Annotated in this window: 26 protein-coding genes; 5 read left to right on the plus strand and 21 right to left on the minus strand. The window is 58.4% G+C overall.

Annotated elements, in window-relative coordinates; translation table 11 throughout:
• Position 1: 1 nt before the first annotated feature.
• The 14 genes from pal to J2Y86_RS11565 all read right to left on the minus strand — a co-directional run bounded on the left by pal (position 2) and on the right by J2Y86_RS11565 (position 11,329).
• Positions 2-499, minus strand: coding sequence for a peptidoglycan-associated lipoprotein Pal (pal, locus tag J2Y86_RS11500; RefSeq protein WP_003178634.1), 498 nt, complete (start codon positions 497-499; stop codon positions 2-4).
• A gap of 52 nt (positions 500-551) precedes the next feature.
• Positions 552-1,853: a Tol-Pal system beta propeller repeat protein TolB gene (tolB, locus tag J2Y86_RS11505; RefSeq protein ID WP_437180658.1), complete on the minus strand. Its 1,302-nt coding sequence runs from the start codon at positions 1,851-1,853 to the stop codon at positions 552-554.
• A complete protein-coding gene (tolA, locus tag J2Y86_RS11510) occupies positions 1,850-2,929 on the minus strand; it encodes a cell envelope integrity protein TolA (RefSeq protein ID WP_150633199.1) in 1,080 nt (359 codons plus the stop codon). Before tolA ends, tolB begins: the two co-directional genes overlap by 4 nt.
• Positions 2,929-3,381, minus strand: coding sequence for a protein TolR (tolR, locus tag J2Y86_RS11515; protein WP_162491085.1), 453 nt, complete (start codon positions 3,379-3,381; stop codon positions 2,929-2,931). The genes tolA and tolR overlap by 1 nt, the downstream gene beginning before the upstream one ends.
• Positions 3,382-3,404: 23 nt before the next feature.
• On the minus strand, positions 3,405-4,100 hold the full coding sequence (tolQ, locus tag J2Y86_RS11520; RefSeq protein ID WP_017340467.1) for a protein TolQ: 696 nt from the start codon (positions 4,098-4,100) through the stop codon (positions 3,405-3,407).
• A complete protein-coding gene (gene ybgC, locus J2Y86_RS11525; protein WP_150709732.1) occupies positions 4,090-4,557 on the minus strand; it encodes a tol-pal system-associated acyl-CoA thioesterase in 468 nt (155 codons plus the stop codon). Before ybgC ends, tolQ begins: the two co-directional genes overlap by 11 nt.
• Positions 4,558-4,684: 127 nt before the next feature.
• Positions 4,685-5,746, minus strand: coding sequence for a Holliday junction branch migration DNA helicase RuvB (gene ruvB, locus J2Y86_RS11530; protein ID WP_214378229.1), 1,062 nt, complete (start codon positions 5,744-5,746; stop codon positions 4,685-4,687).
• On the minus strand, positions 5,747-6,364 hold the full coding sequence (gene ruvA / locus J2Y86_RS11535) for a Holliday junction branch migration protein RuvA (protein ID WP_017340470.1): 618 nt from the start codon (positions 6,362-6,364) through the stop codon (positions 5,747-5,749).
• 114 nt (positions 6,365-6,478) lie between these two features.
• Positions 6,479-7,003 carry a crossover junction endodeoxyribonuclease RuvC gene (gene ruvC, locus J2Y86_RS11540; RefSeq protein WP_017340471.1) on the minus strand — a complete coding sequence of 175 codons (525 nt, stop codon included), beginning with the start codon at positions 7,001-7,003 and terminating at the stop codon, positions 6,479-6,481.
• 160 nt (positions 7,004-7,163) lie between these two features.
• Complete coding sequence (locus tag J2Y86_RS11545) at positions 7,164-7,907, minus strand: YebC/PmpR family DNA-binding transcriptional regulator (protein ID WP_253431161.1); 744 nt, start codon at positions 7,905-7,907, stop codon at positions 7,164-7,166.
• A 123-nt stretch (positions 7,908-8,030) separates the two neighbouring features.
• Positions 8,031-9,806 carry an aspartate--tRNA ligase gene (aspS, locus tag J2Y86_RS11550; protein ID WP_253431164.1) on the minus strand — a complete coding sequence of 592 codons (1,776 nt, stop codon included), beginning with the start codon at positions 9,804-9,806 and terminating at the stop codon, positions 8,031-8,033.
• A 100-nt stretch (positions 9,807-9,906) separates the two neighbouring features.
• A complete protein-coding gene (locus J2Y86_RS11555; protein WP_010457489.1) occupies positions 9,907-10,128 on the minus strand; it encodes an FmdB family zinc ribbon protein in 222 nt (73 codons plus the stop codon).
• Between the two features lie 136 nt (positions 10,129-10,264).
• Complete coding sequence (locus J2Y86_RS11560; RefSeq protein ID WP_253431167.1) at positions 10,265-10,603, minus strand: ribbon-helix-helix domain-containing protein; 339 nt, start codon at positions 10,601-10,603, stop codon at positions 10,265-10,267.
• A 255-nt stretch (positions 10,604-10,858) separates the two neighbouring features.
• On the minus strand, positions 10,859-11,329 hold the full coding sequence (locus J2Y86_RS11565) for a Dps family protein (protein WP_253431170.1): 471 nt from the start codon (positions 11,327-11,329) through the stop codon (positions 10,859-10,861).
• Between the two features lie 309 nt (positions 11,330-11,638).
• Between J2Y86_RS11565 and J2Y86_RS30185 the strand changes: the two genes are divergently transcribed.
• Complete coding sequence (locus J2Y86_RS30185) at positions 11,639-12,241, plus strand: cold-shock protein (RefSeq protein WP_017340476.1); 603 nt, start codon at positions 11,639-11,641, stop codon at positions 12,239-12,241.
• Between the two features lie 86 nt (positions 12,242-12,327).
• On the opposite strand, the gene J2Y86_RS11575 is transcribed toward J2Y86_RS30185, so the two are convergent.
• Together J2Y86_RS11575 and J2Y86_RS11580 are read right to left on the minus strand one after the other, a co-directional pair.
• Positions 12,328-12,534 (minus strand): SlyX family protein, encoded by a 207-nt coding sequence (locus J2Y86_RS11575; RefSeq protein ID WP_008029236.1) that lies wholly within the window; start codon positions 12,532-12,534, stop codon positions 12,328-12,330.
• A gap of 3 nt (positions 12,535-12,537) precedes the next feature.
• Entirely contained in the window at positions 12,538-12,963 is a 426-nt protein-coding gene (locus J2Y86_RS11580) for an HIT domain-containing protein (protein WP_253431172.1), read from the minus strand.
• Between the two features lie 905 nt (positions 12,964-13,868).
• Here J2Y86_RS11580 and J2Y86_RS11585 point away from each other — a divergent pair.
• A complete protein-coding gene (locus J2Y86_RS11585; RefSeq protein ID WP_253431175.1) occupies positions 13,869-15,215 on the plus strand; it encodes an OprD family porin in 1,347 nt (448 codons plus the stop codon).
• A 78-nt stretch (positions 15,216-15,293) separates the two neighbouring features.
• Here J2Y86_RS11585 and J2Y86_RS11590 read toward each other — a convergent pair whose 3' ends face one another.
• The gene (locus J2Y86_RS11590) at positions 15,294-16,136 is read right to left on the minus strand and encodes a mechanosensitive ion channel family protein (RefSeq protein ID WP_253431178.1); all 843 of its coding nucleotides are present in this window, start codon (positions 16,134-16,136) and stop codon (positions 15,294-15,296) included.
• Positions 16,137-16,322: 186 nt separating this feature from the next.
• Positions 16,323-16,808, minus strand: a complete 486-nt coding sequence (locus J2Y86_RS11595) for a YajQ family cyclic di-GMP-binding protein (protein WP_007906601.1) — start codon at positions 16,806-16,808, stop codon at positions 16,323-16,325.
• A gap of 140 nt (positions 16,809-16,948) precedes the next feature.
• On the opposite strand from J2Y86_RS11595, the gene J2Y86_RS11600 reads away from it, so the two are divergent.
• Genes J2Y86_RS11600 through J2Y86_RS11610 form a run of 3 tightly spaced genes read left to right on the plus strand, consistent with a single transcriptional unit; the run spans position 16,949 to position 20,532 of the window.
• The gene (locus J2Y86_RS11600) at positions 16,949-17,866 is read left to right on the plus strand and encodes a putative 2-dehydropantoate 2-reductase (RefSeq protein ID WP_253431181.1); all 918 of its coding nucleotides are present in this window, start codon (positions 16,949-16,951) and stop codon (positions 17,864-17,866) included.
• Between the two features lie 45 nt (positions 17,867-17,911).
• Positions 17,912-19,948: a sensor histidine kinase gene (locus J2Y86_RS11605; RefSeq protein WP_253431183.1), complete on the plus strand. Its 2,037-nt coding sequence runs from the start codon at positions 17,912-17,914 to the stop codon at positions 19,946-19,948.
• A 2-nt stretch (positions 19,949-19,950) separates the two neighbouring features.
• Positions 19,951-20,532, plus strand: coding sequence for a cob(I)yrinic acid a,c-diamide adenosyltransferase (locus J2Y86_RS11610; protein WP_253431185.1), 582 nt, complete (start codon positions 19,951-19,953; stop codon positions 20,530-20,532).
• Between the two features lie 114 nt (positions 20,533-20,646).
• On the opposite strand, the gene J2Y86_RS11615 is transcribed toward J2Y86_RS11610, so the two are convergent.
• The 3 genes from J2Y86_RS11615 to argJ form a co-directional block, all read right to left on the minus strand.
• The gene (locus tag J2Y86_RS11615; protein ID WP_253431187.1) at positions 20,647-21,597 is read right to left on the minus strand and encodes a Nudix family hydrolase; all 951 of its coding nucleotides are present in this window, start codon (positions 21,595-21,597) and stop codon (positions 20,647-20,649) included.
• Complete coding sequence (locus tag J2Y86_RS11620) at positions 21,594-22,226, minus strand: glutathione S-transferase family protein (protein WP_253431189.1); 633 nt, start codon at positions 22,224-22,226, stop codon at positions 21,594-21,596. The genes J2Y86_RS11615 and J2Y86_RS11620 overlap by 4 nt, the downstream gene beginning before the upstream one ends.
• 163 nt (positions 22,227-22,389) lie before the next feature.
• Positions 22,390-23,607, minus strand: coding sequence for a bifunctional glutamate N-acetyltransferase/amino-acid acetyltransferase ArgJ (argJ, locus tag J2Y86_RS11625; RefSeq protein ID WP_017340485.1), 1,218 nt, complete (start codon positions 23,605-23,607; stop codon positions 22,390-22,392).
• Between the last annotated feature and the right edge of the window lie 67 nt (positions 23,608-23,674).

A 23,674-nucleotide genomic window follows, 5' to 3' on the forward strand; every position in this document is an offset into this window, starting at 1 on the left:
ATTACTTACGCAGTTCGACGCGACGGTTTTGAGCCCAGGACTGCTCGTCGTTGCCGGTAGCAACTGGACGCTCTTCGCCGTAGGAAACCAGTTCCAGCTGAGCTGGGGAAACACCTTGCAGTACCAGGTAGCGTTGAACGGCTTTCGCACGACGCTCGCCCAGTGCCATGTTGTACTCACGAGTACCACGTTCGTCGGTGTTGCCTTCCAGAACAACGCGAGCGCCGTTTGCTTTCAGGTCTTTGGCGTGAACGTCCAGAGCGCGCATGGCTTCTGGCTTCAGGTCCGAGCTGTCGTATTCGAAGTAGAAGGTGGTGATTGCGCGCAGAGCAGCTTCTTCGCTCAGGGAGCCATCAACGGCACCAGTGTTAGCGCCGTAACCAGCGTTTGGATCAACAGCGCCTTCACCGGCGTTGTCGCCGCCTTTGGACGAGCAACCTACAGCTACAGCCATGGCCAGAGCCAGCGCAGCAAATTTACCAAACTTCAGCATTTCCATCGTGAAACTCCTAATGAACCCCAGTGTGTTAAGTAAAACGTGTAGCGCCGCGTCAGTTCAGGTAAGGGGACCAGGAAGGTTCTCTGACTTCGCCTTGTGCGGTAGGAAGCGGGAGCCTTACGCGTCCATTAATGGACACGAGCATCAAGACTCCCCGGCCCTGCTGGCGGGTGGCGTAGATTACCATGGTGCCGTTGGGCGCAACAGTAGGCGACTCGTCCAGAGTGCTATCAGTGAGGATTTTTACGCTTCCGCGCTGCAAATCCTGGGCCGCCACCTTGAAATTAGTGAAGCCATCCTGGCGATGGATCATCACCAGGGTCTTTTCATCAGCCGAAAGCTTGGGGTTGGCGTTGTAGTTACCGATAAAGGTCACACGCTCCGCACCGCCGCCGCTGACGCTGGATTTGTAGATCTGTGGCTTGCCGCCACGGTCTGACGTGAAGTAAAGGGTCGAACCATCCTTGCCCCAGAACGGTTCGGTGTTGATGCCGGGACCGTTGGTGACGCGAGTGATCTGACGCGAACCCAGGTTCATCACATAAATGTCCGGGTTACCGTCTTTCGACAGTACGAACGCCAGGCGATTGCCATCCGGTGACCAGGCTGGCGCGCCATTCAGGCCTTCGAAGTTGGTGATCTGCTCACGGCGACCGGTGTCGATGTTCTGCATGAAAATACGCGGACGCTTCTGCTCGAACGACACATAAGCGATGCGCTTGCCATCCGGTGCGAAACGCGGCGACAGGATCGGCTCGCGCGATTGCAGCAGGGTGACAGCACGGGCACCGTCATAATCCGAACGTTGCAGGGTGTAGCGCGTGTTCTTCTCGGAGAAACGCTCTGCAGTCACGTACAGCAGACGAGTCGAGAACGCACCTTTGATACCAGTGAGTTTTTCGAACGACTGGTCCGCAATGTAGTGCGACATGTCGCGCAGTTGATCAACGCTGCCCGACACGCTGCCGGTCAGCACTTGCTGCTCGGTGGCGACGTTGAACAGTGCGTATTGAACCTGCAGGCGACCACCCGCCGGAGCAATGCTGCCGACCATGACGTACTGGGCGCCCAGCGCCTTGAAGTCACGGTAGATGATTTCGCTGGCCTGGCTCGGCTGGCTGATCATGTTCTGCTTTGGAATCGGCGAGTAGTAACCCGAGTTGCGCAGGTCGTTACCGATGATTTCGGCCATGTCGTCCGGCAGCACGCTACCGCCCTGGTTGCCGAACGGTACAACGGCGATCGGGGTAGCCCGGTCGCTGCCGCTGGTGACCAGAATGTTTTTTTCATCCGCTGTCGCTAACCCTGCCAGGCAGCAGATCACGACAAGCATTCCTCGAAGAAGGTTTCTCACAAGGCTAAATCCTCAGGTGTGAATGTCATCTTGAATGAACGATACGGGGCGAAATCGCCCGGCTTCATTCCCTGCATTTCTGTCAAACGTCCAATATTCTTGACCGCAGCAACTGCCGAAGCATCAAACGGACCGTCACCACTGGACTTGGACACGCTGACCGAAGTCACCGTACCGTCCGGCAACATGCCGATTTGCAGCACGACCGTCATGCCTTTGCGTGCCGAAGGAGGACGAGCCCAGCCTTCCGCTGCACGAGCACGAATCAAATCATCGAAACTGCCGGCGACTTCGTCACCCTGCTCATCCGCCAAGGCCTGCTGACGCTGCGGCGTGTCGGAAAGCAAATCTGCCAGGGCCTGAGCCTTTTTCTCTTCGGCGGATTTACGTGCCGCTTCCTGCGATTTCTTTTTCGCAGCATCGGCAGCAGCTTTCTTCTTCGCGTCTTCGGCGACTTTCTTTTTCGCCTCTTCAGCTTCAGATTTCTTCTTGGCGTCTTCGGCGGCTTTCTTCTTCGCGTCTTCGACGATCTTTTTCTTGGCTTCTTCAGCGGCCGCTTTCTTGGCCTCTTCTTCAGCCGCCTTCTTGGCTTCTTCTTCAGACTTCTTCTTGGCTATATCAGCCAATTGTTTCTCTTCGGCCTTTTTGGCTTCAGCGGTCTTCTTCGCTTCATCGGCTTTTTTGGCTTCATCAGCCTTTTTAGCCTCTTCCGCTTTCTTGGTCTCGTCGGCTTTCTTGGATTCTTCGGCTTTTTGAGCCGCGTCTTCCTTCTTTTGTTCCGCGGCTTTGATCGCTTCCTGCTCGATCAACTTCTGCTCCATCTGCTCGACTTCGGTCTGGCGCGCGGCGGATTTCTTCGCCTCACCCGCAATCTTCTGATTGGTCTGGGTGGTCGCCTGACTTTTCGACTTCAGCTGATACAGGGTTGCCTGGACAATCGGCTTGGCCGGCGGGAGCTCCGGTGTGAAGGCAAAACTGACGAACAGCATGCCGAAAACCAGCACGTGCAAGACAATCGCCCAGACACTAGGCCAGAAGTAGCTTTCCGAGGCTGTTGGCTCTCGCTGTTGCTGCATCAGGGCGCCTCGGTAATCAAGCCAACGTTACCGACTCCGGCTTTCTGCAATCCGCCCATCGCCCCCATGACGGAACCGTAATCAACGGTCTTGTCGCCGCGGATGAACACTTGGGTACGCTTGCCGCCTTCAGTACCGGCGCGAATGATCTTGGTCACCGCATCAGTCATTTGCGGCAAGGTCATTGCCTTGTCCTGCTGCTTTTGCGTGTCGACTTCGCTGCCAAGGTTCCAGTAGTAGGTCTTGTCAGCCTTGATCGAAATGGTCAGGACCTGGGTGTTGTTGTCCTGCGGCAAGGCTTCGCTGGAAACCTTGGGCAGATCAACTTTCACGCCCTGATTGAGCATCGGCGCGGTCACCATGAAGATGACCAGCAGTACCAGCATCACGTCGATGTAAGGCACCACGTTCATCTCGGCGACCGGCTTGCGCTTTTTGCGAGCTCGAGCGATTAAAGCCATTGGAAATTACCTGCTTATTCTTCGCTGGTGTGCACTTTGCGGTGCAGGATCGCCTGGAATTCATCGGCGAAGGTGTAGTAGCGGCTGATCAGCGTTTCGCTGCGAGCGGCAAAACGGTTGTAAGCGATAACGGCCGGGATGGCTGCGAACAGACCGATCGCGGTGGCAATCAGTGCCTCGGCGATACCTGGAGCCACGGTGGCCAGGGTCGCTTGCTGGGCAGTCGCCAGACCACGGAAGGAGTTCATGATGCCCCAGACCGTACCAAACAGACCGATGTAAGGGCTGACGGAACCGACGGTCGCGAGGAACGGCAGGCTCTGCTCGAGCTTTTCTTCTTCGCGGGAAATGGCTACGCGCATGGCACGGGCAACGCCTTCCATGACCGCTTCCGGGTCAACGCCTGGCTGCTGGCGCAGACGGGAGAATTCCTTGAAACCGGCACGGAAGATCTGCTCTACGCCCGAATCCGGATCAGGGTTGCTGCCGGCCTGACGGTAGAGTTTGGACAGGTCGATGCCCGACCAGAAGCGCTCTTCAAAGCTCTCCAGGGCACGTCGACCGGCGCGCAGCAAGTTGCTGCGCTGAAAGATCATGATCCATGAGGTCACCGATGCGGCTACCAGGATCAGCATTACCAGTTGCACCACGATACTGGCATTGCTGACCAGGCTCCACATGGAGGAATGGTCGACGACGTTAGCTTCCACGCTTTATCTCCTGCTTTGAGTGTGTACCCGCGCCGCTCACGTCGGCAAAGGCCGCACGTAGAGCTTCGGGAATGGCCCGGGGTTTCAAACTGTCAGTGCGCACACAGGCCACCAAAAACTGCCCTTCGCAGAGCAGCGCATTATCCGTGGCTCGCCTGACCTGCTGTTTGAAGCGCAGGCTGACACGGTTCAATTCGATTACTTCAGCGCTTACCAGCAGTTCGTCGTCCAGTCGCGCCGGCGCGTGATAACGCGCTTCGCTGGAATGCACGACAAACAACAGGTCCTCTCCTGCCAGCTGGGATTGGGCAAAGCCCAGCTCCCGGAGCCGCTCGGTTCGAGCCCGTTCCATAAACTTGAGGTAATTAACGTAATACACGATGCCGCCCGCATCGGTGTCCTCGTAATAAACGCGACAACGATGTGCGAACGGCTCAAGCCCGTTTTGCGCGCGCATACTCTAGTGCTTACTCCTCAGGTTGCCAATCCGGCCAGGCAACTGTTTTTCATTGATTCACGGCTTTCTCGCAAAAGTACGGTCCTAGGACAGCACAATGCCCGAAAAATCTGTCCGCAAATGTTAATTAATCGTCCACGGCATCAAGGAACTCGTCTACCACGGGCATCTCGCCCAATCGTGACGGGATATTTAAACCGAAGTGCAGGTAGGCGTGACGAGTGACGACCCGCCCCCGCGGCGTGCGCATGATGTAGCCCTGCTGGATCAGGTACGGCTCCAGCACATCTTCGATGGTGTGGCGTTCTTCGCTGATCGCGGCGGCCAGGCTGTCCACGCCGACCGGCCCACCGTCGAACTTCTCGATCATGGTCAACAGCAGGCGTCGATCCTGATGGTCGAAACCACGCTCATCGACATCCAGCAGGTTCAGGGCGAGATCGGCAATCGGCTTGGTGATGTGACCCTTGGCGCGAACTTCCGCAAAATCGCGCACCCGGCGCAACAGACGGTTGGCAATCCGCGGTGTACCCCGGGCACGGCGAGCGATTTCGAAAGCGCCTTCCGGGTCCAGTGGCAAACCGAGAATGGTCGCCGAGCGGCTGACAATCGTTGCCAGATCAGCCGTGCTGTAGAACTCGAGACGCTGGACGATGCCGAAACGGTCGCGCAACGGATTGGTCAGCATGCCGGCGCGAGTCGTCGCCCCTACCAGTGTGAAGGGCGGCAAATCCAGTTTGATCGAGCGCGCAGCGGGCCCTTCACCAATCATGATGTCGAGCTGGAAATCTTCCATGGCCGGGTACAGCACTTCTTCGACGATCGGTGACAACCGATGGATTTCGTCGATGAACAGCACGTCATGAGGTTCAAGGTTGGTCAGCAGCGCAGCCAGGTCACCGGGACGTTCAAGGACCGGGCCGGAGGTGCTTTTGATCGACACGCCCATTTCCTGGGCGATGATGTTGGCCAGGGTGGTTTTACCCAGGCCCGGCGGGCCGAAGATCAACGTGTGGTCCAGGGATTCATTACGCCCACGGGCAGCCTGGATGAACAGCTCCATTTGCTCGCGAACGGTCGGCTGGCCAATGTATTCGGCCAGGCTGACAGGACGAATCGCCCGGTCCTGGACTTCCTCGCGGTCGCGAGGGCCAGGCGTGGCGGCTATCAGACGATCAGCTTCAATCACTTAGATCATTCCCTTAAGGGCACGACGAATCATGTCTTCACTGCTCAAACCTTTCTCCTTGATCGCAGAAATCGCCTTGCTGGCTTCCTGCGGTTTGTAGCCCAGGGAGATCAGCGCGCTGACCGCATCATTTTCGGCGGTCGCGACCGGATGCGGTGCATCTGGCCCACCCGGCTGGTTTGGCACCAGGGCAAACATCGCCGGCACGGTTTCCCAGGCCTTGAAGCGATCCTTGAGCTCAACCAGCAAACGCTCGGCGGTCTTCTTGCCCACGCCCGGCACCTTGGTCAGCGCCGAGGTGTCCTGGGACTGCACGCAACGTACCAGTTCATCGACTTCCAGGCTCGACATCAACGCCAGCGCCAGTTTCGGCCCGACACCATTGAGACGGATCAACTCACGAAAAAAGTCTCGCTCACGTTTGCTGGCGAAGCCATAGAGTAACTGCGCGTCTTCGCGTACGACCAAATGGGTGTGCAGCGTCAGCGGTTCACCGACCGACGGCAAGCGATACAGCGTGGTCATGGGCACTTCAAGCTCATACCCCAGACCGTTTACATCCAGAATCAGGTGCGGCGGCTGTTTCTCAGCCAGTGTGCCGCGCAAGCGTCCAATCACGTTTCAAATCCTTGAGCGTTGGCCAGACCGGTGCTGGCGACTGACAGAACAAGGGTTTCGCGCCGACGACACAGGCGCAAAACCCTCATTCCGTAAAAATGACTGCTGATGCTATCAGAGACGCAGGCGCCCGCCACGACTGCGTGCCGTGCCCAAGCCATGTGGCAGCAGGCTGGAACGGGTGTGAGCATGGCATATGGCAATCGCCAAGGCATCCGAGGCATCAATTTGCGGCTTGCTGATCAGTTTCAGCATGTGCATGACCATCATCTGCACTTGCTCTTTATTGGCTGCGCCGGTGCCGGTCACGGCCTGTTTGACCTGGGTCGCGGTGTATTCAGCGATTTCCAGGTTTTCTTCGGCACCGGCAACGATCGCCGCACCGCGGGCCTGGCCGAGCTTCAACGCGGAGTCGGCGTTGCGAGCCATGAACACCTTTTCAATGCCCATTGTGACCGGGCCGTAGGTCTGGATGACTTCCCGCACGCCGCGATAGACGATTTGCAAACGCTCATGCAGCTCGCCGGAACCGGTGCGAATACAACCCGACGCCACGTACACGCAGCCACGCCCGGTATCGCGTACTACGCCATAACCGGTGATGCGCGAACCGGGGTCGATACCAAGAATTAAAGTCATAACGCCTGCGGTTAGGTAAGAGCACCATTTTCAATACAGCGAATAACAAATGTGGGAGCTGGCTTGCCTGCGATGGCGCAGGCACATCAAACAATGATGTAGCCTGACACGACGCCATCGCAGGCAAGCCAGCTCCCACACTAGATCTTAGTCGTGCCCGTCAAAGCTGAGCGGCGACTGACTCTGGGATGTCGGCGTTGGAATAAACGTTCTGCACGTCATCCAGGTCTTCAAGCATGTCGATCAGCTTGAGGACTTTCTCGGCACCTTCCAGGTCCAGTTCGGCACTGGTGGTCGGCAGCATGACGATTTCCGCATCATCACCCTTGAAACCGGCCGCTTCCAGCGCGTTACGCACGGAATAGAAACCGGCGAACGAGGTGAACACGTCGATGGAGCCGTCTTCGTTGGTGACCACGTCATCGGCGTCGGCTTCCATGGCCGCTTCGATCAAGGCGTCCTCATCAACGCCCGGCGCGAAGGAAATCTGCCCTTTGCGCTCGAACAGGTAGGCCACCGAACCGTCGGTACCCAGGTTGCCGCCGCACTTGCTGAACGCATGGCGAACAGCGGCCGCGGTACGGTTACGGTTGTCGGTCATGCACTCGACCATCACCGCCACGCCACCCGGGCCATAGCCTTCGTAGGTCAGCTCGACCATGTCGTCGGTGTCGGCAGCACCGGCACCGCGGGCCACCGCGCGATCGATGATGTCGCGGCTCATGTTCGCACCCAGCGCCTTGTCCAGGGCCAGGCGCAAACGCGGGTTGGAGCCCGGATCACCGCCGCCCTGACGGGCCGCAACGGTCAGCTCACGAATCCACTTGGTGAATATCTTGCCCTTCTTGGCATCCTGACGTTCTTTGCGGTGCTTGATGTTCGCCCACTTGGAATGACCCGCCATAACTCGCTCCGAATTCTCTTTGAAACATTGCCCGCTGCGCACGATGCGCCAGCCAGCAAAAAAAATCTCGACCTGCCCATAAAAGGAAAAGGCGCATCCGAAGATGCGCCCTTGCGGCCAGCCTTACTCGGCTTTTGGCGTTTCGCGCAGACGAATGTGCAGTTCGCGCAATGCCTTGGCATCCACCACACCCGGTGCTTGCGTCATCACGTCGGCAGCACTCTGGGTTTTCGGGAAGGCAATCACTTCGCGGATCGACTGGGCGCCGGTCATCAGCATCACCAGACGGTCCAGACCGAAGGCCAGGCCACCGTGTGGCGGCGCGCCGTATTTCAGGGCGTCGAGCAGGAAGCCGAACTTCTCTTCCTGTTCCGCTTCGTTGATACCCAGCAGACGGAACACCGACTGTTGCATTTCCTTGCGGTGGATACGGATCGAACCGCCGCCCAGCTCAGTGCCGTTCAGCACCATGTCGTAGGCACGGGACAACGCGGTCGCCGGGTTGGCTTCCAGTTCTTCCGGGGTGCACTTCGGCGCGGTGAACGGGTGGTGCAAGGCGCTGAAGCTGCCGTCTTCGTTCTCTTCGAACATCGGGAAGTCGACGACCCACATCGGTGCCCATTTGCAGGTCAGCAGGTCCAGGTCGTTGCCGACCTTGATCCGCAGCGCGCCCAAGGCTTCGCTGACGATCTTGGCTTTGTCGGCACCGAAGAACACGATGTCGCCATCAACCGCGCCAACGCGATCGAGGATCACATTGAGGTTGGCTTCAGGGATGTTCTTGACGATAGGCGACTGCAGGCCTTCGACGCCTTTGGCGCGCTCGTTGACCTTGATGTACGCCAGGCCCTTGGCACCGTAGATGCCGACGAACTTGGTGTAGTCGTCGATCTGCTTGCGCGGCATGCTCGCCGCGCCCGGAACGCGCAAGGCGGCAACACGGCATTTCGGATCGTTGGCAGGACCGCTGAAGACCTTGAAGTCGACTTCTTTAAGCTGGTCGGCAACGTCTACCAGTTCCAGCGGGTTACGCAGGTCCGGCTTGTCGGAACCGTAACGACGCATGGCCTCTTCGAAGGTCATGTGCGGGAAGTCGCCGAATTCCAGATCCAGCACTTCCTTGAACAGGTTGCGGATCATGCCTTCGGTGAGGCCCATGATGTCTTTTTCATCGAGGAAGCTGGTTTCGATGTCGATCTGGGTGAATTCAGGCTGACGGTCGGCACGCAGGTCTTCGTCGCGGAAGCATTTGGCGATCTGGTAGTAACGGTCGAAGCCGGCCACCATCAGCAATTGCTTGAACAGCTGCGGCGATTGCGGCAGGGCGAAGAACGAGCCGGCGTGAGTACGGCTCGGCACGAGGTAGTCACGTGCGCCTTCAGGCGTGGCACGGGTCAGGATCGGCGTCTCGACGTCGAGGAAGCCGTTCTCGTCCAGGTAGCGGCGGATGCTGGTGGTCATGCGCGAACGCAGACGCAGCTTCTCGGCCATTTCCGGGCGACGCAGATCAAGGAAGCGATAACGCAGGCGGGTTTCTTCACCGACGTCGGAGTATTCGTTCAGTGGGAACGGCGGGGTTTCCGACTCGTTCAGCACTTCCAGCTCGTAGCCCAGGACTTCGATCATGCCCGAAGCCATGTTGGCGTTCGTGGCACCGGCCGGACGCAGGCGAACCTTGCCGGTGATCTTCACGACGTACTCGCTGCGCACGCGATCGGCGGCGGCGAAGCTCTCGGCGCGGTCCGGGTCGAACACCACCTGGGCCAGACCGTCACGATCACGGATATCGAGGAAAATCACCCCACCGTGGTCACGGCGACGGTGAACCCATCCGCAAAGGGTAATTTCCTGGCCTTCCAGGCTTTCGTTCAGTTGGCCGCAATAATGGCTGCGCATCATGGTAGTGGTTTCACTTCTCGTAATTCGAAATTCGGTTGGAGGCCTTGCATTCGGGATGATGCAAAAGCTCGCACGTGTCGTTCAACTCAGGTTCCAGACCCTAGTCGGCTTTGTCGCCGCCGGCCAGGTTCTTCTTGGAACCGGTCTTGAAATCGGTTTCGTACCAGCCGGTGCCGCTGAGGCGGAAGCCCGGCATGGACAGCATCTTTTTAAGCTCTGGCGCCTGGCAGGCAGGGCAGTCGACCAGCGGTGCTGCGCTGATCTTTTGAATGGCTTCCAACTGATGACCACAGGAAGCACATTGATAGTCGTACATCGGCATGGGGGTTGTCTCGGCGATCAGATTGCTACCGCGCACGCTGGGTTTTGCGGCAAAGAGCGGGATTATATCCATTAAATGCAGCCTGTGCAGCCGTAAGACTGCACAGACCGACACTCGACGCATTTCGCCGCCACGGCTACGCCATGACGACGCAATTCCCCTCCTTCAGGCTGTGCACAACGCAAACAACCCGCACCAGCCCGCTGAAGTTCTTCACCCCGCCGTGCCGCAAATGCACTTCGCGATCCACGTGTGACAGCAGGGCACTGACCGAGCAGCAATTGATCCTGGCCATTTCACCCAAAATATCCCAATAAACCTGCTCGAGCCGCAAGCAGGTGGCAAAGCCATTCAAACGTATCGACCGGGATAATGGCCGAGCCAGGTCCATGTCGAATTCACTGACAAACGGATCGATCCTTACTTCCTTGAACGGACCCAGCCTCCCCTCATTTAACCTGCCTTCATAAACCATCCGTTGACACTCCTTTGCCATCCCTGGTTTCTTTAAGAGCCATGTTGCGGGTCTTATAAAAGCGCAGGCGCAAAGTTATATCCAGATGACTTTATGACCATCGACGTAGGATAAGCCAACAACTGAAGGCAGATCATGGAGACCGTCCTAGTCGGGACAATGTCCTACACAAACGGGTACAAGATCATTCAACGAACAACGCCAAAAGACCGGGCGCGAACAACACCGGATAGCATCATCCGCGCACCGACAGCGTTACTGGTCGAGCAATGAACGCAACATCCACGCGGTTTTTTCGTGAACCTGCATGCGCTGGGTCAGCAAGTCCGCCGTTGGCTCGTCGCTGACTTTGTCGAGCAAGGGAAAGATCCCGCGTGCCGTCCGCGTGACAGCTTCCTGCCCTTCGACAAGTTGCCTGATCATGTTTTCCGCATTGGGCACACCTTCTTCTTCCTTGATGGAAGAAAGGCGCGCATAAATCGAATAGGCGCCCGGAGCAGGAAAACCAAGTGCGCGAATTCGTTCGGCAATCGAGTCGACCGCCAGGGCCAACTCGTTATATTGCTCCTCGAACATCAGGTGCAGGGTCCGAAACATGGGACCGGTGACGTTCCAGTGGAAGTTATGGGTTTTCAAATAAAGTACATAAGTGTCCGACAGCAGACGTGAAAGTCCGTCGACGATGGACTTGCGGTCCTCTTCACTGATACCGATATCGATTGCCATGTTTTTCCCCTAAAGGTGATGAATTTCATCCGACAGGTGCAGGACCACTCTAGCAAGCCTGTCGCGCAACCGCAGCCCGGATTACCCCCGCGCCCTGCGACAAATCGCCCCCGATGCACCGCTGGACTCCCTGATTTGAGTAGCTGCAAGCTTTGCTGTTAAATAGACAGTGTGTCGCTGGTGCCTATTTTTTCGGGGCGCCGCGCATAGGCTGATACCAGGTGCGTGCCCAACGCCTCTTATAGTTCTGAAGCGAACCGCGCCCCATCAGCTCTTCCTTGCGATCCGTCTTAACGTGAGTTAATCAAAATGTTGAAAATCGTCCACCTGCTAATGGGCGCAGCAGCCTTGCTGCTGTCCTTCATCCCTAGCCTGCGATCCGAAGCTGTTCCTTACCTGCAACAACCCGATGCGCTGTACCTGGCCTTTTTCGGCCTGCTCAACCTCACCCTCGCACCTGTCATTCCTTACTGGAACAAAGGTCCGCGCCATCAACTGCAAAACCTGGTCAGCGCCCTGCTGGTTCTGACTGTCGTTCTGCAAACGCTGACGCTGCTCGCGCCGATGCCTGTCATCGCCGGTCAACCTGCCGTTCTGTTCAGCCTGGTGGCTGCCCTGATCGCCGTTCTTCTGCACTTGGCCATCAGTTTCTACAAATCCTCACCAGCCACCGCTTCGCCAAGCTACGACATGAGCAACCGCGATACCGGCACCGTCAAGTGGTTCAACACTTCCAAAGGCTTCGGCTTCATTTCCCGTGATTCCGGCGATGATATTTTCGTGCATTTCCGGGCCATCCGTGGCGAAGGCCATCGCGTTCTGGTCGAAGGCCAGCGCGTGGAGTTCTCCGTCATGAATCGTGACAAGGGCCTGCAAGCCGAAGACGTGATCGCCGCGCTGCCGCGACGCTGATTCAAGGCTAAAAAAAACCGCGGGCAGCCAGGCTGCTCGCGGTTTTTTATTGCCCTTTGTTTAAACAAAAAGCCTTGAGACAACTGTCAGTAATGCGGCGGTGGCGCTTCTTCTTCAAAGGTTTCGAACTGACCGGCCATTTCCTCCTGCCGCTTGAGCAGGGCAGCCATTTGCAGCTGCAGACGCTCCACTGCGCGCTGCTGCGTCGCCAGCACATCGCTCAAGGCCTGGATGGTGTCATCCTGAAACGCCAGTTGGCTCTCCAGATCGGTAACGCGTTCTTCCAGGCTCATGATTCAACCCTCCAGAAACGTGAAATCTTCGGTCAACACCAGATGCAGCCGCTCGCGAATGACTGCAACCTGCTCCGCCGTGTACGGCTTGGCCGGGTGTTTGCCCCACACCGGCGCAGGCCAGGCGGCATCCTCGCGTTTGCGCACAATCACATGCATGTGCAGCTGACTGACAACGTTACCGAGCGCCGCGATATTCAACTTGTCCGCGCCGAACGAGTCCTTGAGCGTTTCCGCCAGCGTGGTCGTTTCCTGCCACAGCTGCTGCTGATCGGCGACATCCAACTGAAATATCTCGCTGATATCGTCGCGACGCGGTACCAGGATGAACCACGGGTAGTTCGAATCATTGGACAGCAGTAACCGGCTGAGCGGGAAATCCCCGATCGGTAACGTGTCTTGTTGAAGTCGTGGATCTAAAGCGAACACTGCGCACACTCCCGGTAGCTCATCATTTTTCAGCTTAGCGCCCATCCCGAGAGAAGGCGCACCAAGCGACAGGACGGCAGCATACCTGCGAACGTCGCTGGCTTCACGACGAACGACTGTTCAAACGCAGCCATCATTCACGAGGAGCGCTCCGACATGAGTCATTTTTCGCCAGCGCGCACCATTACAGAACCGGCAGCTACGCAAAAAACACTGAAATGACCGATTCACCAAGGCCTGCTCACGTTTCACAACAGCCAACACTGTATGAATTCAGTACAGCGATTAAGATTTTTTGCACCAAAACCGCACAGTACGTCTACGCTCTGTGCGTCGGGCATCCGCCAAGTACTCACTGACGGGGTGAACCGGTAACGTTTTTGGTTGTCGCGCAGTCGGCCAGGGAGGTGCAACACGATGCAAACCGTGGCGTCAAGTCCCATCAAAAGGTGCTTGTAACCCCCGGTTTTATGAGGTTTTTACGGTAACAGGCAGGCGTTCAGAAAAAAAAACAGCGAATTGCTGATTTGTGCACGCTTGTTGCATTCACACTCACATCGCCTTCAAAGCGTCCGCGGGAAGTGGAAGCCTTCAAGGCAATAAAAACAGTGGCAGGGTTGCCCGATGGAGATTCACACGTTTCACCAAGGACTCTTTTTACCGATGCTCAAGCCCCGGAAAACAGCGCTGAAGTTGTCATTCCTATTGCATTGGGGCTGTAAATTTGCGACATCTACCAAGCCGTTTGCGACAGGGTCGTAAAGAAGCTGAAAGGTTAGATGCGCAAGTATCGCCAATATGGTCGGCGTGATATAAGTTTGCGCCGACACAAAAAGAAAGAGCCGCCCAGATAATAAAACAGGTGGGACGGCAGTACTCTTCTAAAACCAAAGGAGCAAATCACGATGCGCGTGATGAAGTGGAGCATGATCGCACTGGCAGTTGCAGCAGCAGCCAGTACTCAAGTGGCTATGGCCGCACCTTTCGTAAGTGACCAGGCTGAAGCCAAAGGTTTTGTTGAAGACAGCACGCTGAACTTGCTGGTTCGCAACTACTACTTCAACCGTGACAACAAAGACGGCGGCCGCGACCAGAAAGACTGGACCCAAGGTCTTTGGGGCACCTACAACTCCGGTTACACCCAGGGTACTGTGGGCGTAGGCGTTGATGCATTCGGTTACCTGGCCATCAAACTGGATGGCGGCGATGGCACTTCCGGTTCGGGCAACATGAGCCGTAGCGACACTGTCAACGCCAACGGTGGCCGCGACGTTAACGACAGCCAGGGTAAAGCCGGCGCTGCCGTTAAATTCCGCGTATCCAAAACCGAGCTGAAAGTCGGCGACATGTCGCCAAGCACTGCTCCAGTATTTGCTGTTGGCGGCTCCCGTATCCTTCCGCAAGTTGCCAGCGGTTTCCAACTGCAAAGCAGCGAAGTCAAAGATCTTGACCTCGAAGCCGGTCACTTCTACTCGGGTTCCAGCCAGGACAAAAACGCCCGTGAAGGCGGCCTGTATGCAACCTACGCTGGCGTTGAAGCCAACACCATCGACTATTTCGGTGGCAAGTACGGCATTACCGATAACCTTTCCGCATCGCTGTATGGCGCCAAGCTGGAAGATATCTGGAACCAGTACTACGCCAACGTGAACCTCACCACTCCGTTTGGTGGTGACACTTCGCTGAACACCGATTTCAACATCTATCGCACCACCGATACCGGTGACGCGAAAGCTGGCGACATCAGCAACACCGCGTTCTCGCTGGCCACCGCTCTGTCGTTCCTGAAAGCGCACACCATCACCCTGGCCTTCCAAAAGGTTAACGGCGATACTCCGTTCGACTACATCGGTATCGGCAAGAACAACCGCGGCGGCGACTCGATCTTCCTCGCCAACTCCATCCAGTACTCTGACTTCAACGCCCCTGGCGAGAAGTCTGCCCAGGTCCGTTACGACCTGAAAATGGCTGAGTACGGCGTTCCTGGTCTGAGCTTCATGACCCGTTACGTTAAAGGTTGGGACATCGACGGCACCAACACTCCGGCTGGCAGCGCTTACACAGGCCTGTACGGCGACAATGGCAAGCACAACGAAACCAACTTCGAAGCCAAGTACGTTGTTCAGTCTGGCCCGGCAAAAGATCTGTCCGTCCGCTTCCGTCAAGCTTGGCACTTTGCTAACGCCGACGAAGGTGAAGGCGACGTGAAAGAGTTCCGTGTGATCGTCGACTACCCACTGTCGATCTTGTAATCGCATCCAGTTAGTTTGCGGTAACAAAATAAAAAGGCCCATCTTCGGATGGGCCTTTTTTGTTGCCTGGGTTTTTGCTTACTGCACGGCAGATTCCTGAACCACTCGAATCACCCGCTGTGGAAACGGGATATCAATGCCGGCCGTTTTCAACCGGTCCCGGGACTGTTCGTTGAACATGAACATCACATCCCAGTAATCCGCCGTCTTCACCCACACTCGCAGGGAAACGGTGATCGAACTGTCGCCCAGGGTAGAAATGACGGCCTGCGGTTCCGGTTCAGCCAGAATGCGCTCATCCTTGGCCAGATCCAGCAACACTTGACGAGCCTTCTGCAGGTCCGCCTCGTAATCAACGCCCACATCAAACACCACCTTACGGGTAGGCTGACGGTTAGTGTTGGTGATGATGCCGTTCGACAGGTTGCCGTTAGGCACGATGATGGTTTTGTTATCGCCTGTACGCAGCACGGTATGGAAGATCTGAATGCTGTCGACCGTACCGGCCACCCCTTGCGCTTCGATCCAGTCACCAATACGGAATGGACGGAACAGCAGAATCAGCACGCCACCGGCGAAGTTCGCCAGGCTGCCCTGCAACGCCAGACCAATGGCCAGACCCGCTGCACCGATCGCCGCAACGAAGGAAGTCGTTTCCACGCCGATCATCGAGGCCACGCTGACGATCAGCAAAACCTTGAGAATAATGTTCGCCAGGCTGCTGATGAACCCTTGCAGCGCCAGGTCGGCGTTACGCAGTGCGAGCAAACCGCCCAGTTTCTGCGTCACTTTGTTGATCAGCCACCAGCCGATGGCCAGGGTGATAATCGCCAGCAGCACACGGCTGCCGTATTCCATGATCATCGGAATCCAGGCTTGGGACGCCTTGACCAGGTTGTCCACTTCAGCATTCAAATCCATCTTTATCTCCTTCTTTTCGGCTTCCCGGCACCCAAAAAAAATGAGTAGTAGAAAAAATCCCGCCAGGTTAAGCACGATCGAGGTAGGAGCGGGCTTGCTCGCGAATGCGGTGCGCCATTCACAGAAATGTTGACTGACACACCGTATTCGCGAGCAAGCCCGCTCCCACAGGTCCCGCCTGAATAATCAGTCGCGGAAGTTATTGAACTGCAGCGGCATGTCGAATGTCTTGGCGCGCAGGGCCGCGATGGCTTCCTGCAAATCGTCACGCTTCTTGCCGGTGATGCGCACTTGCTCGCCCTGAATGGCGGCTTGAACCTTCAACTTGGCGTCCTTGACATGAGCGACGATTTTCTTCGCCAGCTCTTTGTCGATGCCTTCCTTGAGGACGGCTTCCTGCTTCATCAGCTTGCCCGACGCATAGGCATCCTTGACTTCAAGGCACTGCACGTCGATTTTGCGCTTGACCAGCGCCAACTTGAGGATCTCAATCATCGCTTCGAGCTGGAAATCGGCTTCAGCGGTCAGGTTGACGGTCAGGTCCTTTTCCTTGAACTCGAAGGTGCCCTTGCCTTTCAGGTCATAACGACGATCGAGTTCCTTGACGGCGTTTTCGACCGCGTTGGTGACTTCGTGTTTGTCCAGTTCGGATACCACGTCGAACGACGGCATGTAATCTCTCCAATAAAGGGCGCGCTCGATCAAGATGGAGCACGCCTGGCTTGCGGTTAAAATCCGCGCTGATTATAACGGGTCTTTCCCATCATTCACTGCGAGCCTCCGATGCGCGCCTCAAACAGAGCAAAAAGCTGATGTCCACCACCTGGCATGTTCTGGGCGCTGGCAGCCTCGGCACCCTATGGGCCACACGTCTGGCGCGGGCCGGGGTGCCGGTCAGGTTGATTGTGCGAGATGCGGCGCGGTTACAGGCCTATCAGGCGGCGGGCGGCCTGACGCTGGTGGAGCACGGCGAAGCGACAACCTGGGACATACCCGGCGAGACGGCCGACAGTGACGAGCCGATCAATCGCCTGCTGGTAGCCTGCAAAGCCTACGATGCCGAGCAGGCCGTGGCCCGACTGGCGCCGCGCCTGGCACCCGATGCCGAATTGATTCTGCTCCAGAACGGCCTCGGCAGTCAGGACGCGGTCGCCGCGCAGGTCCCGCAGGCACGTTGCATCTATGCGTCGAGCACCGAAGGCGCATTTCGCGATGGCGACTGGCACGTGGTGTTCGCCGGCCACGGTTACACCTGGCTGGGGGATGCCGGTCATCCGGTGGCGCCGATCTGGCTGGATGACGTGGCCGCTGCCGGCATTCCCCACGAATGGAGCACCGACATCCTCACCAGGTTGTGGCGAAAACTCGCGCTCAACTGTGCGATCAATCCGCTGACGGTGCTGCACGATTGCCGCAACGGCGGCTTGCAGGACCATCATTGTGAAGTGGCCACGCTCTGCGGCGAACTGACCGAGCTGCTTGAGCGCTGCGGCCAGCCGGCGGCGGCCGAGGACCTCCAGCAGGAAGTCGAGCGGGTAATCCACGCCACAGCCGCCAATTACTCCTCGATGTATCAGGACGTTGCGAATCGGCGCCGAACCGAAATCAGCTACCTGTTGGGCTACGTCTGCAAAGTTGCCTCGCGCCATCAACTGAACCTTCCGCACCTCAACCAGCTGCAACAGCGGCTGATCGCCCATCTGCACAGCCTTGGATTGCCCAGCGACTAAGCAGCGGCTACGCTGGCCACTTGTTCCTTTTCAGCGATAAAACTGATGCCATTGCGCCAGCGCCTTGAAAACCTTCCGGTCGGCCAGAAACTGTTGGCCGCCCTGCTGGTGCTGTTGACCACCGTTCTGCTGGTCGCCAACCTGACCTTCATCAGCGCCGCGTACTACATTTCCCAGGAAAGCATGGCGCCCCAGGCCTTGCAGACCATCGGCCGACTGGTGTCCAACCCGAGTCTGGTGTCCGAAGCACTGGCATCGCCACAAAGCGCGCAACGCCTGCTCGATGAACTCAACAGTTATTCACCGCTGCGTGCCGCCGCCCTGTATGACGGCAAGGGTGAACGCCTGGCGCAGTTACAACATGGCGATCACTTGAACTTGCCGGAGCGCTTCCGCCACATCGAATCCTGGCAAGCCACCGAGTTTCGCAGCAATCAACTGATCACCCTGCCCCGCCCCGGCACTGCGCCCGGCCACTTGTTACTGGTCGCCAGCAGCGAGTTGCCAATGGCTTTCTACACCGGGACGCTGACCGCCAGCCTCGGCATCCTGATCTTCAGTGTGCTGTTGTGGCTGGTAATCGCCCGGCAGATCAAACGCCTGATTACCCGGCCGATCCATCAGCTGGAAGAGCTGTCCCGGCAAGTGACCCGGGAAGAGAACTACGCCCTGCGCGCTTCCCGCGGCAACCACGACGAAATCGGCAGCCTCGCCGAGGCCTTCAATACCATGCTTTCGCGTATCGAGGCGCGGGAGCAGCAACTCAAGCGCGCGCGTGACGATTCCCAGGCGGCTTACGATCAGGCCCAGGGGCTGGCCGAAGAAACCCGTCACACCAACCGCAAACTGGAGCTCGAAGTCCAGGTGCGCAGCAAGATCGAGAAAAAACTTACCGGGTTCCAAAACTACCTCAACAGCATCATCGACTCCATGCCGTCGGCGCTGATCGCCCTCGACGAGCAGCTCTACGTGACGCAGTGGAATCAGGAGGCCAGCGCCCTCTCCGGCACGCGGCTGGACGAAGCGCTGAATCAGCCGATCTTCCTCGCCTTCGAACCGCTCAAGCCGTTCTTGCCGCAGCTCAAACAGACCGTCGAGCAACACACCGTGGCGAAAATCGAACGGGTGACCTGGTTCAAGGATGACGAACCCAAACACTACGCCCTGACCTTTTATCCGCTGATGGGCGGTGCCGGGCGCGGTGTGGTGATCCGGATCGACGACATCACCCAGCGCCTGTCCCTGGAAGAAATGATGGTGCAGTCGGAAAAAATGCTCTCGGTCGGTGGCCTCGCCGCCGGCATGGCGCATGAGATCAACAACCCGTTGGGTGCGATCCTGCACAACGTGCAGAACATCCGCCGGCGCCTGTCCCCCGACCTGCCGAAAAACCTCGAACAGGCTGAACAGATCGGCATCGAACTGGACACGGTCAACGAGTACCTGAAAGCACGGGAGGTGCCGCAGTTGCTCGACGGCATCCAGCAGGCCGGCGCCCGAGCGGCGAAAATCGTGACCCACATGCTCAGTTTCAGCCGCCGCAGCACCCGGCAAATGGCCCCGTGCGACCTGCCGGCGCTGATCGATCAGGCCGTGGAAATCGCCGGCAACGATTTCGACCTGGCGATCGGTTTCGACTTCAAGGGCCAGGCGATCATTCGCCAGTTCGATCCGGCGCTGGGCCCCGTGCCCGGTACCGCCAACGAACTCGAACAAGTGCTGCTCAATCTGCTGAAAAACGCCGCGCAAGCCATTCACCAGCGCGAAGATGACCGTGAGCCCGGACGCATCATCCTGCGCACCAAACTCAATCCGCCGTGGGCGGAAATCCAGGTCGAAGACAACGGCATCGGCATGAGCGAGAACGTGCGCAAACGCACTTTCGAACCGTTCTTCACCACCAAGGAAATCGGTCAGGGCACCGGCCTTGGGTTGTCGGTCTCGTACTTCATCATCACCAACAACCACAAGGGTCAGATGGAAGTGCAATCGACGCCGGGCCAGGGCACGTGTTTCACCTTGCGCCTGCCGTTGGCGAGCACCCCGCTTGTCTCTCAAGAACTCAATCAGCTATCGAGGTAACCATGGGCTTTCGCTTGTCGAAGATTTACACCCGCACCGGCGACAAAGGCGAAACCGGACTGGGCGACGGCCGTCGCGTGCCCAAGGACCATCCCCGGATCGAGGCCATTGGTGAGGTCGATACGCTGAACAGCCAGGTCGGTGTGCTGTTGGCCGGGCTGGAAGCGCAACGTGGCCAATGCCCAGGATTGAACGAAGTGATCGAGGTCTTGGCGCCTTGTCAGCATCGGCTGTTCGACCTCGGCGGAGAGCTGGCGATGCCGGTGTATCAGGCGCTGAACGCGGCAGAAATTGAACGCCTGGAAGCGGCGATCGATGTATGGAACGAAGAATTGGGACCGCTGGAGAATTTCATTCTGCCGGGCGGTTCGGCGCTGATTGCCCAGGCTCATGTGTGCCGGAGTCTGGCGCGCAGTGCGGAGCGGCGGTGTCAGCACCTGAATGCGATTGAACCGTTGGCCGGGGTTGGGTTGGCGTATATCAATCGGTTGTCGGACTTGTTGTTTGTGGCGGCGCGGTTGATTGCCAAGCGTCAGGGGATTGCGGAGATTCTTTGGCAGCCGGCGGTGAAGCCTCAAGCGTAATTGGCGCCTGTCAGGCCGCCTTCGCGGGCAAGCCCGCTCCCACAGTGGATCGAGTTCTTCCTGACAGAATGCGATCAAATGTGGGAGCGGGCTTGCCCGCGAAGAGGCCAGTAGCTACACCAGAGAATCCGGCCAGAACGCCCGAATCCCCGCCACACCTTGAGCGCCCGCCGCCCAAGCTTTATCAACCTGTGTCGGCCCCGCACCACCCAGCAAAAACACCGGTTTGCTGAAGCCTTCGATCAACGCCGAAGCCTGCTCCCAACCCAACGGTTCAGCTCCCGGGTGCGTCAAGGTCGGCTGCACCGGCGACAAGGTCACAAAGTCCACGCCCATCTGCTCAGCCAACGCCAACTCTTCAGCGTTATGGCAGGACGCCGCCAACCAGCGCGACGCTGGCAACGGACGGCCCGCCGCTGCGTATTTGCGCAGTTGTGCCGAGGTGATGTGCCAACCGGCCGACGGGAAATCGCCCAGCCACTCGAACGGCCCCTTGATCATCAACTGCGCCTTGCCGGCACACAGCCCCGCCGCGTCCACCGCCAGATCGCGGTATTTCGGGTCGTAACCGTTGGGTGCCCGTAGCTGAATCAGCTTGATCCCGCCGGCGATGGCTTTCTGGATACCGCGCAGCAGCGCAGGGGTTTCCAGGTCTTCAGGCGTGATCAGATACTGCGCAGGCAAGCGTGCGGCTGCAACGATCGGCTGGTTGGCCGCCGGGAATTCGTAATTCAAAAGATCACGGGGCGCGACCCATTCCAAGGGCTGGCCTTCGGCGCCATGAGGTTCGCCGCTAAAGTCCGAGACTTCCCAGACATCCAGCAACACTTGCTTGTCCGGGTAGTCATGACGAACCTTGATCAGCGGTCGTGCCGCGTTGACCACAATCCCCAGCTCTTCGTGAAGCTCGCGGGCCAAGGCGGTTTCGACGGACTCGTCGGCCTCGACCTTGCCACCGGGAAACTCCCACAAACCGCCCTGATGCTGAGTGTCGGCACGGCGGGCGATGAGGATCTTGCCGCTGTTATCGCGTATGACGGCGGCCGCTACGTGTACTCGTTTCACTGCCCGACCTCCTCCAGACCTGCCCTTTGCCATGCCTTGAACGCTGGCCATTGGTAGATCGTTTCGACGTAGGCCTCATCCGCTGCCGGCAATGTCACCTGATAGGTACGCAGGCGTACGGCAATCGGGGCGAAGAAGGCATCGGCCAGGGTGGCGCCGCCAAACAGGAACGGGCCGGTTTCGGTCGAAGCGGCGCGGCACTCGGCCCACAACGCGAGCATGCGCTCGATGTCTGCCTGGACGTCAGCCGGGGTCGGTGACAGTGGTGCGGCGCGACTCAGGTCGAAGGGCATGTTGCAGCGCATGGCGAAGAACCCGGCGTGCATCTGCGCGCACGCCGAACGTGCCTGTGCGCGGGCGGCGACGTCTTTGGGCCAGAGGCCGGCGTCAGGGAACTGTTCGGCCAGGTACTCGGCAATCGCCAGGGAGTCGGCGACGGTGCCATGGGCTGTTTTCAGCAGCGGGACTTTACCGGTCGGCGAATGCTTGAGCAGACGTTCACGGGTGTCCGGCTGGTTCAGCTTGATGAGCTCTTCGGTGTACGAAGCGCCGGTCAGGTCGAGGGCCAGTGCGCCGCGAAGGGACCAGGATGAATGCAGTTTGTCGCCGATGATCAGGTGGAGGCTCATGTTCGGGACCTTTTGAGAAGGGTTATGTCCAGACTCTTTAGTGTCTGGTCGGCCGCCTTCGCGAGCAAGCCCGCTCCCACATTCGATCGCATTTCTTCTGAGAGAACTCAGTTAAATGTGGGAGCGGGCTTGCTCGCGAATGGAGCGCCTCGGTGTAGCAGTATTAAGTACGGTACTCAGCGTTGATCTTGACGTATTCGTGGGACAGGTCGGTGGTCCAGATGGTTTCGCTGCAATCGCCGCGACCCAGCTCGATACGGATGGTGATCTCTTCCTGCTGCATCACCGCCGCGCCCTGGGCTTCGGTGTAGGTCGATGCGCGGGCGCCACGGCTGGCGATGCACACGTCGCCGAGGAACACGTCGATCTTGCTCACATCCAGGTTCGGTACGCCGGCACGGCCGACGGCGGCGAGGATACGGCCCCAGTTCGGGTCGGAGGCGAACAACGCGGTCTTGATCAGCGGCGAGTGCGCCACGGTGTAACCGACGTCCAGGCATTCCTGGTGATTGCCACCGCCATTGACTTCAACGGTGACGAATTTGGTCGCGCCTTCGCCGTCGCGGACGATGGCCTGGGCCACGTCCATGCACACTTCGAATACGGCTTGCTTCAACTTGGCGAACAACTCACCGCTCGCGGAAGTGATTTCCGGCAGTGCCGCCTGACCGGTGGCGATCAGCATGCAGCAGTCGTTGGTCGAGGTGTCGCCGTCGATGGTGATACGGTTGAACGACTTGTTGGCACCGTCCAGCAGCAGGTTTTGCAGTACATCGCGGGAGACTTTGGCGTCGGTGGCGATGTAGCCGAGCATGGTCGCCATGTTCGGACGGATCATGCCCGCGCCTTTGCTGATGCCGGTGACGGTGATGGTCACGCCGTCATGCTGGAACTGGCGGCTGGCGCCCTTCGGCAGGGTATCGGTGGTCATGATGCCGGTGGCGGCCGCTTCCCAGTTGTTCACCGACAGGTCGTCGAGCGCGGCTTGCAACGCGCCTTCGATCTTCTCGACCGGCAGCGGTTCGCCAATCACGCCGGTTGAATAAGGCAGCACCAGGCTGGCGTCGACGCCGGTCAATTCAGCCAGTTTGGCGCAGGTGCGCTCAGCGGCGGCCAGGCCAGGTTCGCCGGTGCCGGCGTTGGCATTGCCGGTGTTGGTCAGCAGGTAACGCACCGGACCTTGCACGCGCTGCTTGGCCAGGATCACGGGCGCTGCGCAAAACGCGTTCAGGGTGAACACACCTGCGACGGTCGAACCTTCGGCGCAGCGCATGACCACGACGTCCTTGCGCCCAGGGCGCTTGATGCCGGCCGAGGCGATACCGAGTTCAAAACCGGCAACCGGGTGCAACGTTGGCAAAGGACCAAGACCAACAGCCATGAATGCGCTCCTTAATAAATGATGTCAGCACCGCTTTCAGGAAGAACGGTGGTGTAAATGGCAAAAC

The sequence above is a fragment of the Pseudomonas migulae genome (assembly GCF_024169315.1).
In the GTDB taxonomy this organism is placed as follows: domain Bacteria; phylum Pseudomonadota; class Gammaproteobacteria; order Pseudomonadales; family Pseudomonadaceae; genus Aquipseudomonas; species Aquipseudomonas migulae_B.

Excerpts from the sequence above, each read along its gene's own strand:
- pal (WP_003178634.1), bottom strand. The coding sequence starts at position 499 with ATGGAAATGCTGAAGTTTGGTAAATTTGCTGCGCTGGCTCTGGCCATG.
- tolA (WP_150633199.1), bottom strand. The coding sequence starts at position 2,929 with ATGCAGCAACAGCGAGAGCCAACAGCCTCGGAAAGCTACTTCTGGCCT.
- ybgC (WP_150709732.1), bottom strand. The coding sequence starts at position 4,557 with ATGCGCGCGCAAAACGGGCTTGAGCCGTTCGCACATCGTTGTCGCGTT.
- ruvC (WP_017340471.1), bottom strand. The coding sequence starts at position 7,003 with ATGACTTTAATTCTTGGTATCGACCCCGGTTCGCGCATCACCGGTTAT.
- J2Y86_RS11545 (WP_253431161.1), bottom strand. The coding sequence starts at position 7,907 with ATGGCGGGTCATTCCAAGTGGGCGAACATCAAGCACCGCAAAGAACGT.
- aspS (WP_253431164.1), bottom strand. The coding sequence starts at position 9,806 with ATGATGCGCAGCCATTATTGCGGCCAACTGAACGAAAGCCTGGAAGGC.
- J2Y86_RS11555 (WP_010457489.1), bottom strand. The coding sequence starts at position 10,128 with ATGCCGATGTACGACTATCAATGTGCTTCCTGTGGTCATCAGTTGGAA.
- J2Y86_RS11560 (WP_253431167.1), bottom strand. The coding sequence starts at position 10,603 with ATGGTTTATGAAGGCAGGTTAAATGAGGGGAGGCTGGGTCCGTTCAAG.
- J2Y86_RS11565 (WP_253431170.1), bottom strand. The coding sequence starts at position 11,329 with ATGGCAATCGATATCGGTATCAGTGAAGAGGACCGCAAGTCCATCGTC.
- J2Y86_RS30185 (WP_017340476.1), top strand. The coding sequence starts at position 11,639 with ATGTTGAAAATCGTCCACCTGCTAATGGGCGCAGCAGCCTTGCTGCTG.
- J2Y86_RS11575 (WP_008029236.1), bottom strand. The coding sequence starts at position 12,534 with ATGAGCCTGGAAGAACGCGTTACCGATCTGGAGAGCCAACTGGCGTTT.
- J2Y86_RS11585 (WP_253431175.1), top strand. The coding sequence starts at position 13,869 with ATGCGCGTGATGAAGTGGAGCATGATCGCACTGGCAGTTGCAGCAGCA.
- J2Y86_RS11590 (WP_253431178.1), bottom strand. The coding sequence starts at position 16,136 with ATGGATTTGAATGCTGAAGTGGACAACCTGGTCAAGGCGTCCCAAGCC.
- J2Y86_RS11595 (WP_007906601.1), bottom strand. The coding sequence starts at position 16,808 with ATGCCGTCGTTCGACGTGGTATCCGAACTGGACAAACACGAAGTCACC.
- J2Y86_RS11600 (WP_253431181.1), top strand. The coding sequence starts at position 16,949 with ATGTCCACCACCTGGCATGTTCTGGGCGCTGGCAGCCTCGGCACCCTA.
- J2Y86_RS11605 (WP_253431183.1), top strand. The coding sequence starts at position 17,912 with ATGCCATTGCGCCAGCGCCTTGAAAACCTTCCGGTCGGCCAGAAACTG.
- J2Y86_RS11610 (WP_253431185.1), top strand. The coding sequence starts at position 19,951 with ATGGGCTTTCGCTTGTCGAAGATTTACACCCGCACCGGCGACAAAGGC.
- J2Y86_RS11620 (WP_253431189.1), bottom strand. The coding sequence starts at position 22,226 with ATGAGCCTCCACCTGATCATCGGCGACAAACTGCATTCATCCTGGTCC.
- argJ (WP_017340485.1), bottom strand. The coding sequence starts at position 23,607 with ATGGCTGTTGGTCTTGGTCCTTTGCCAACGTTGCACCCGGTTGCCGGT.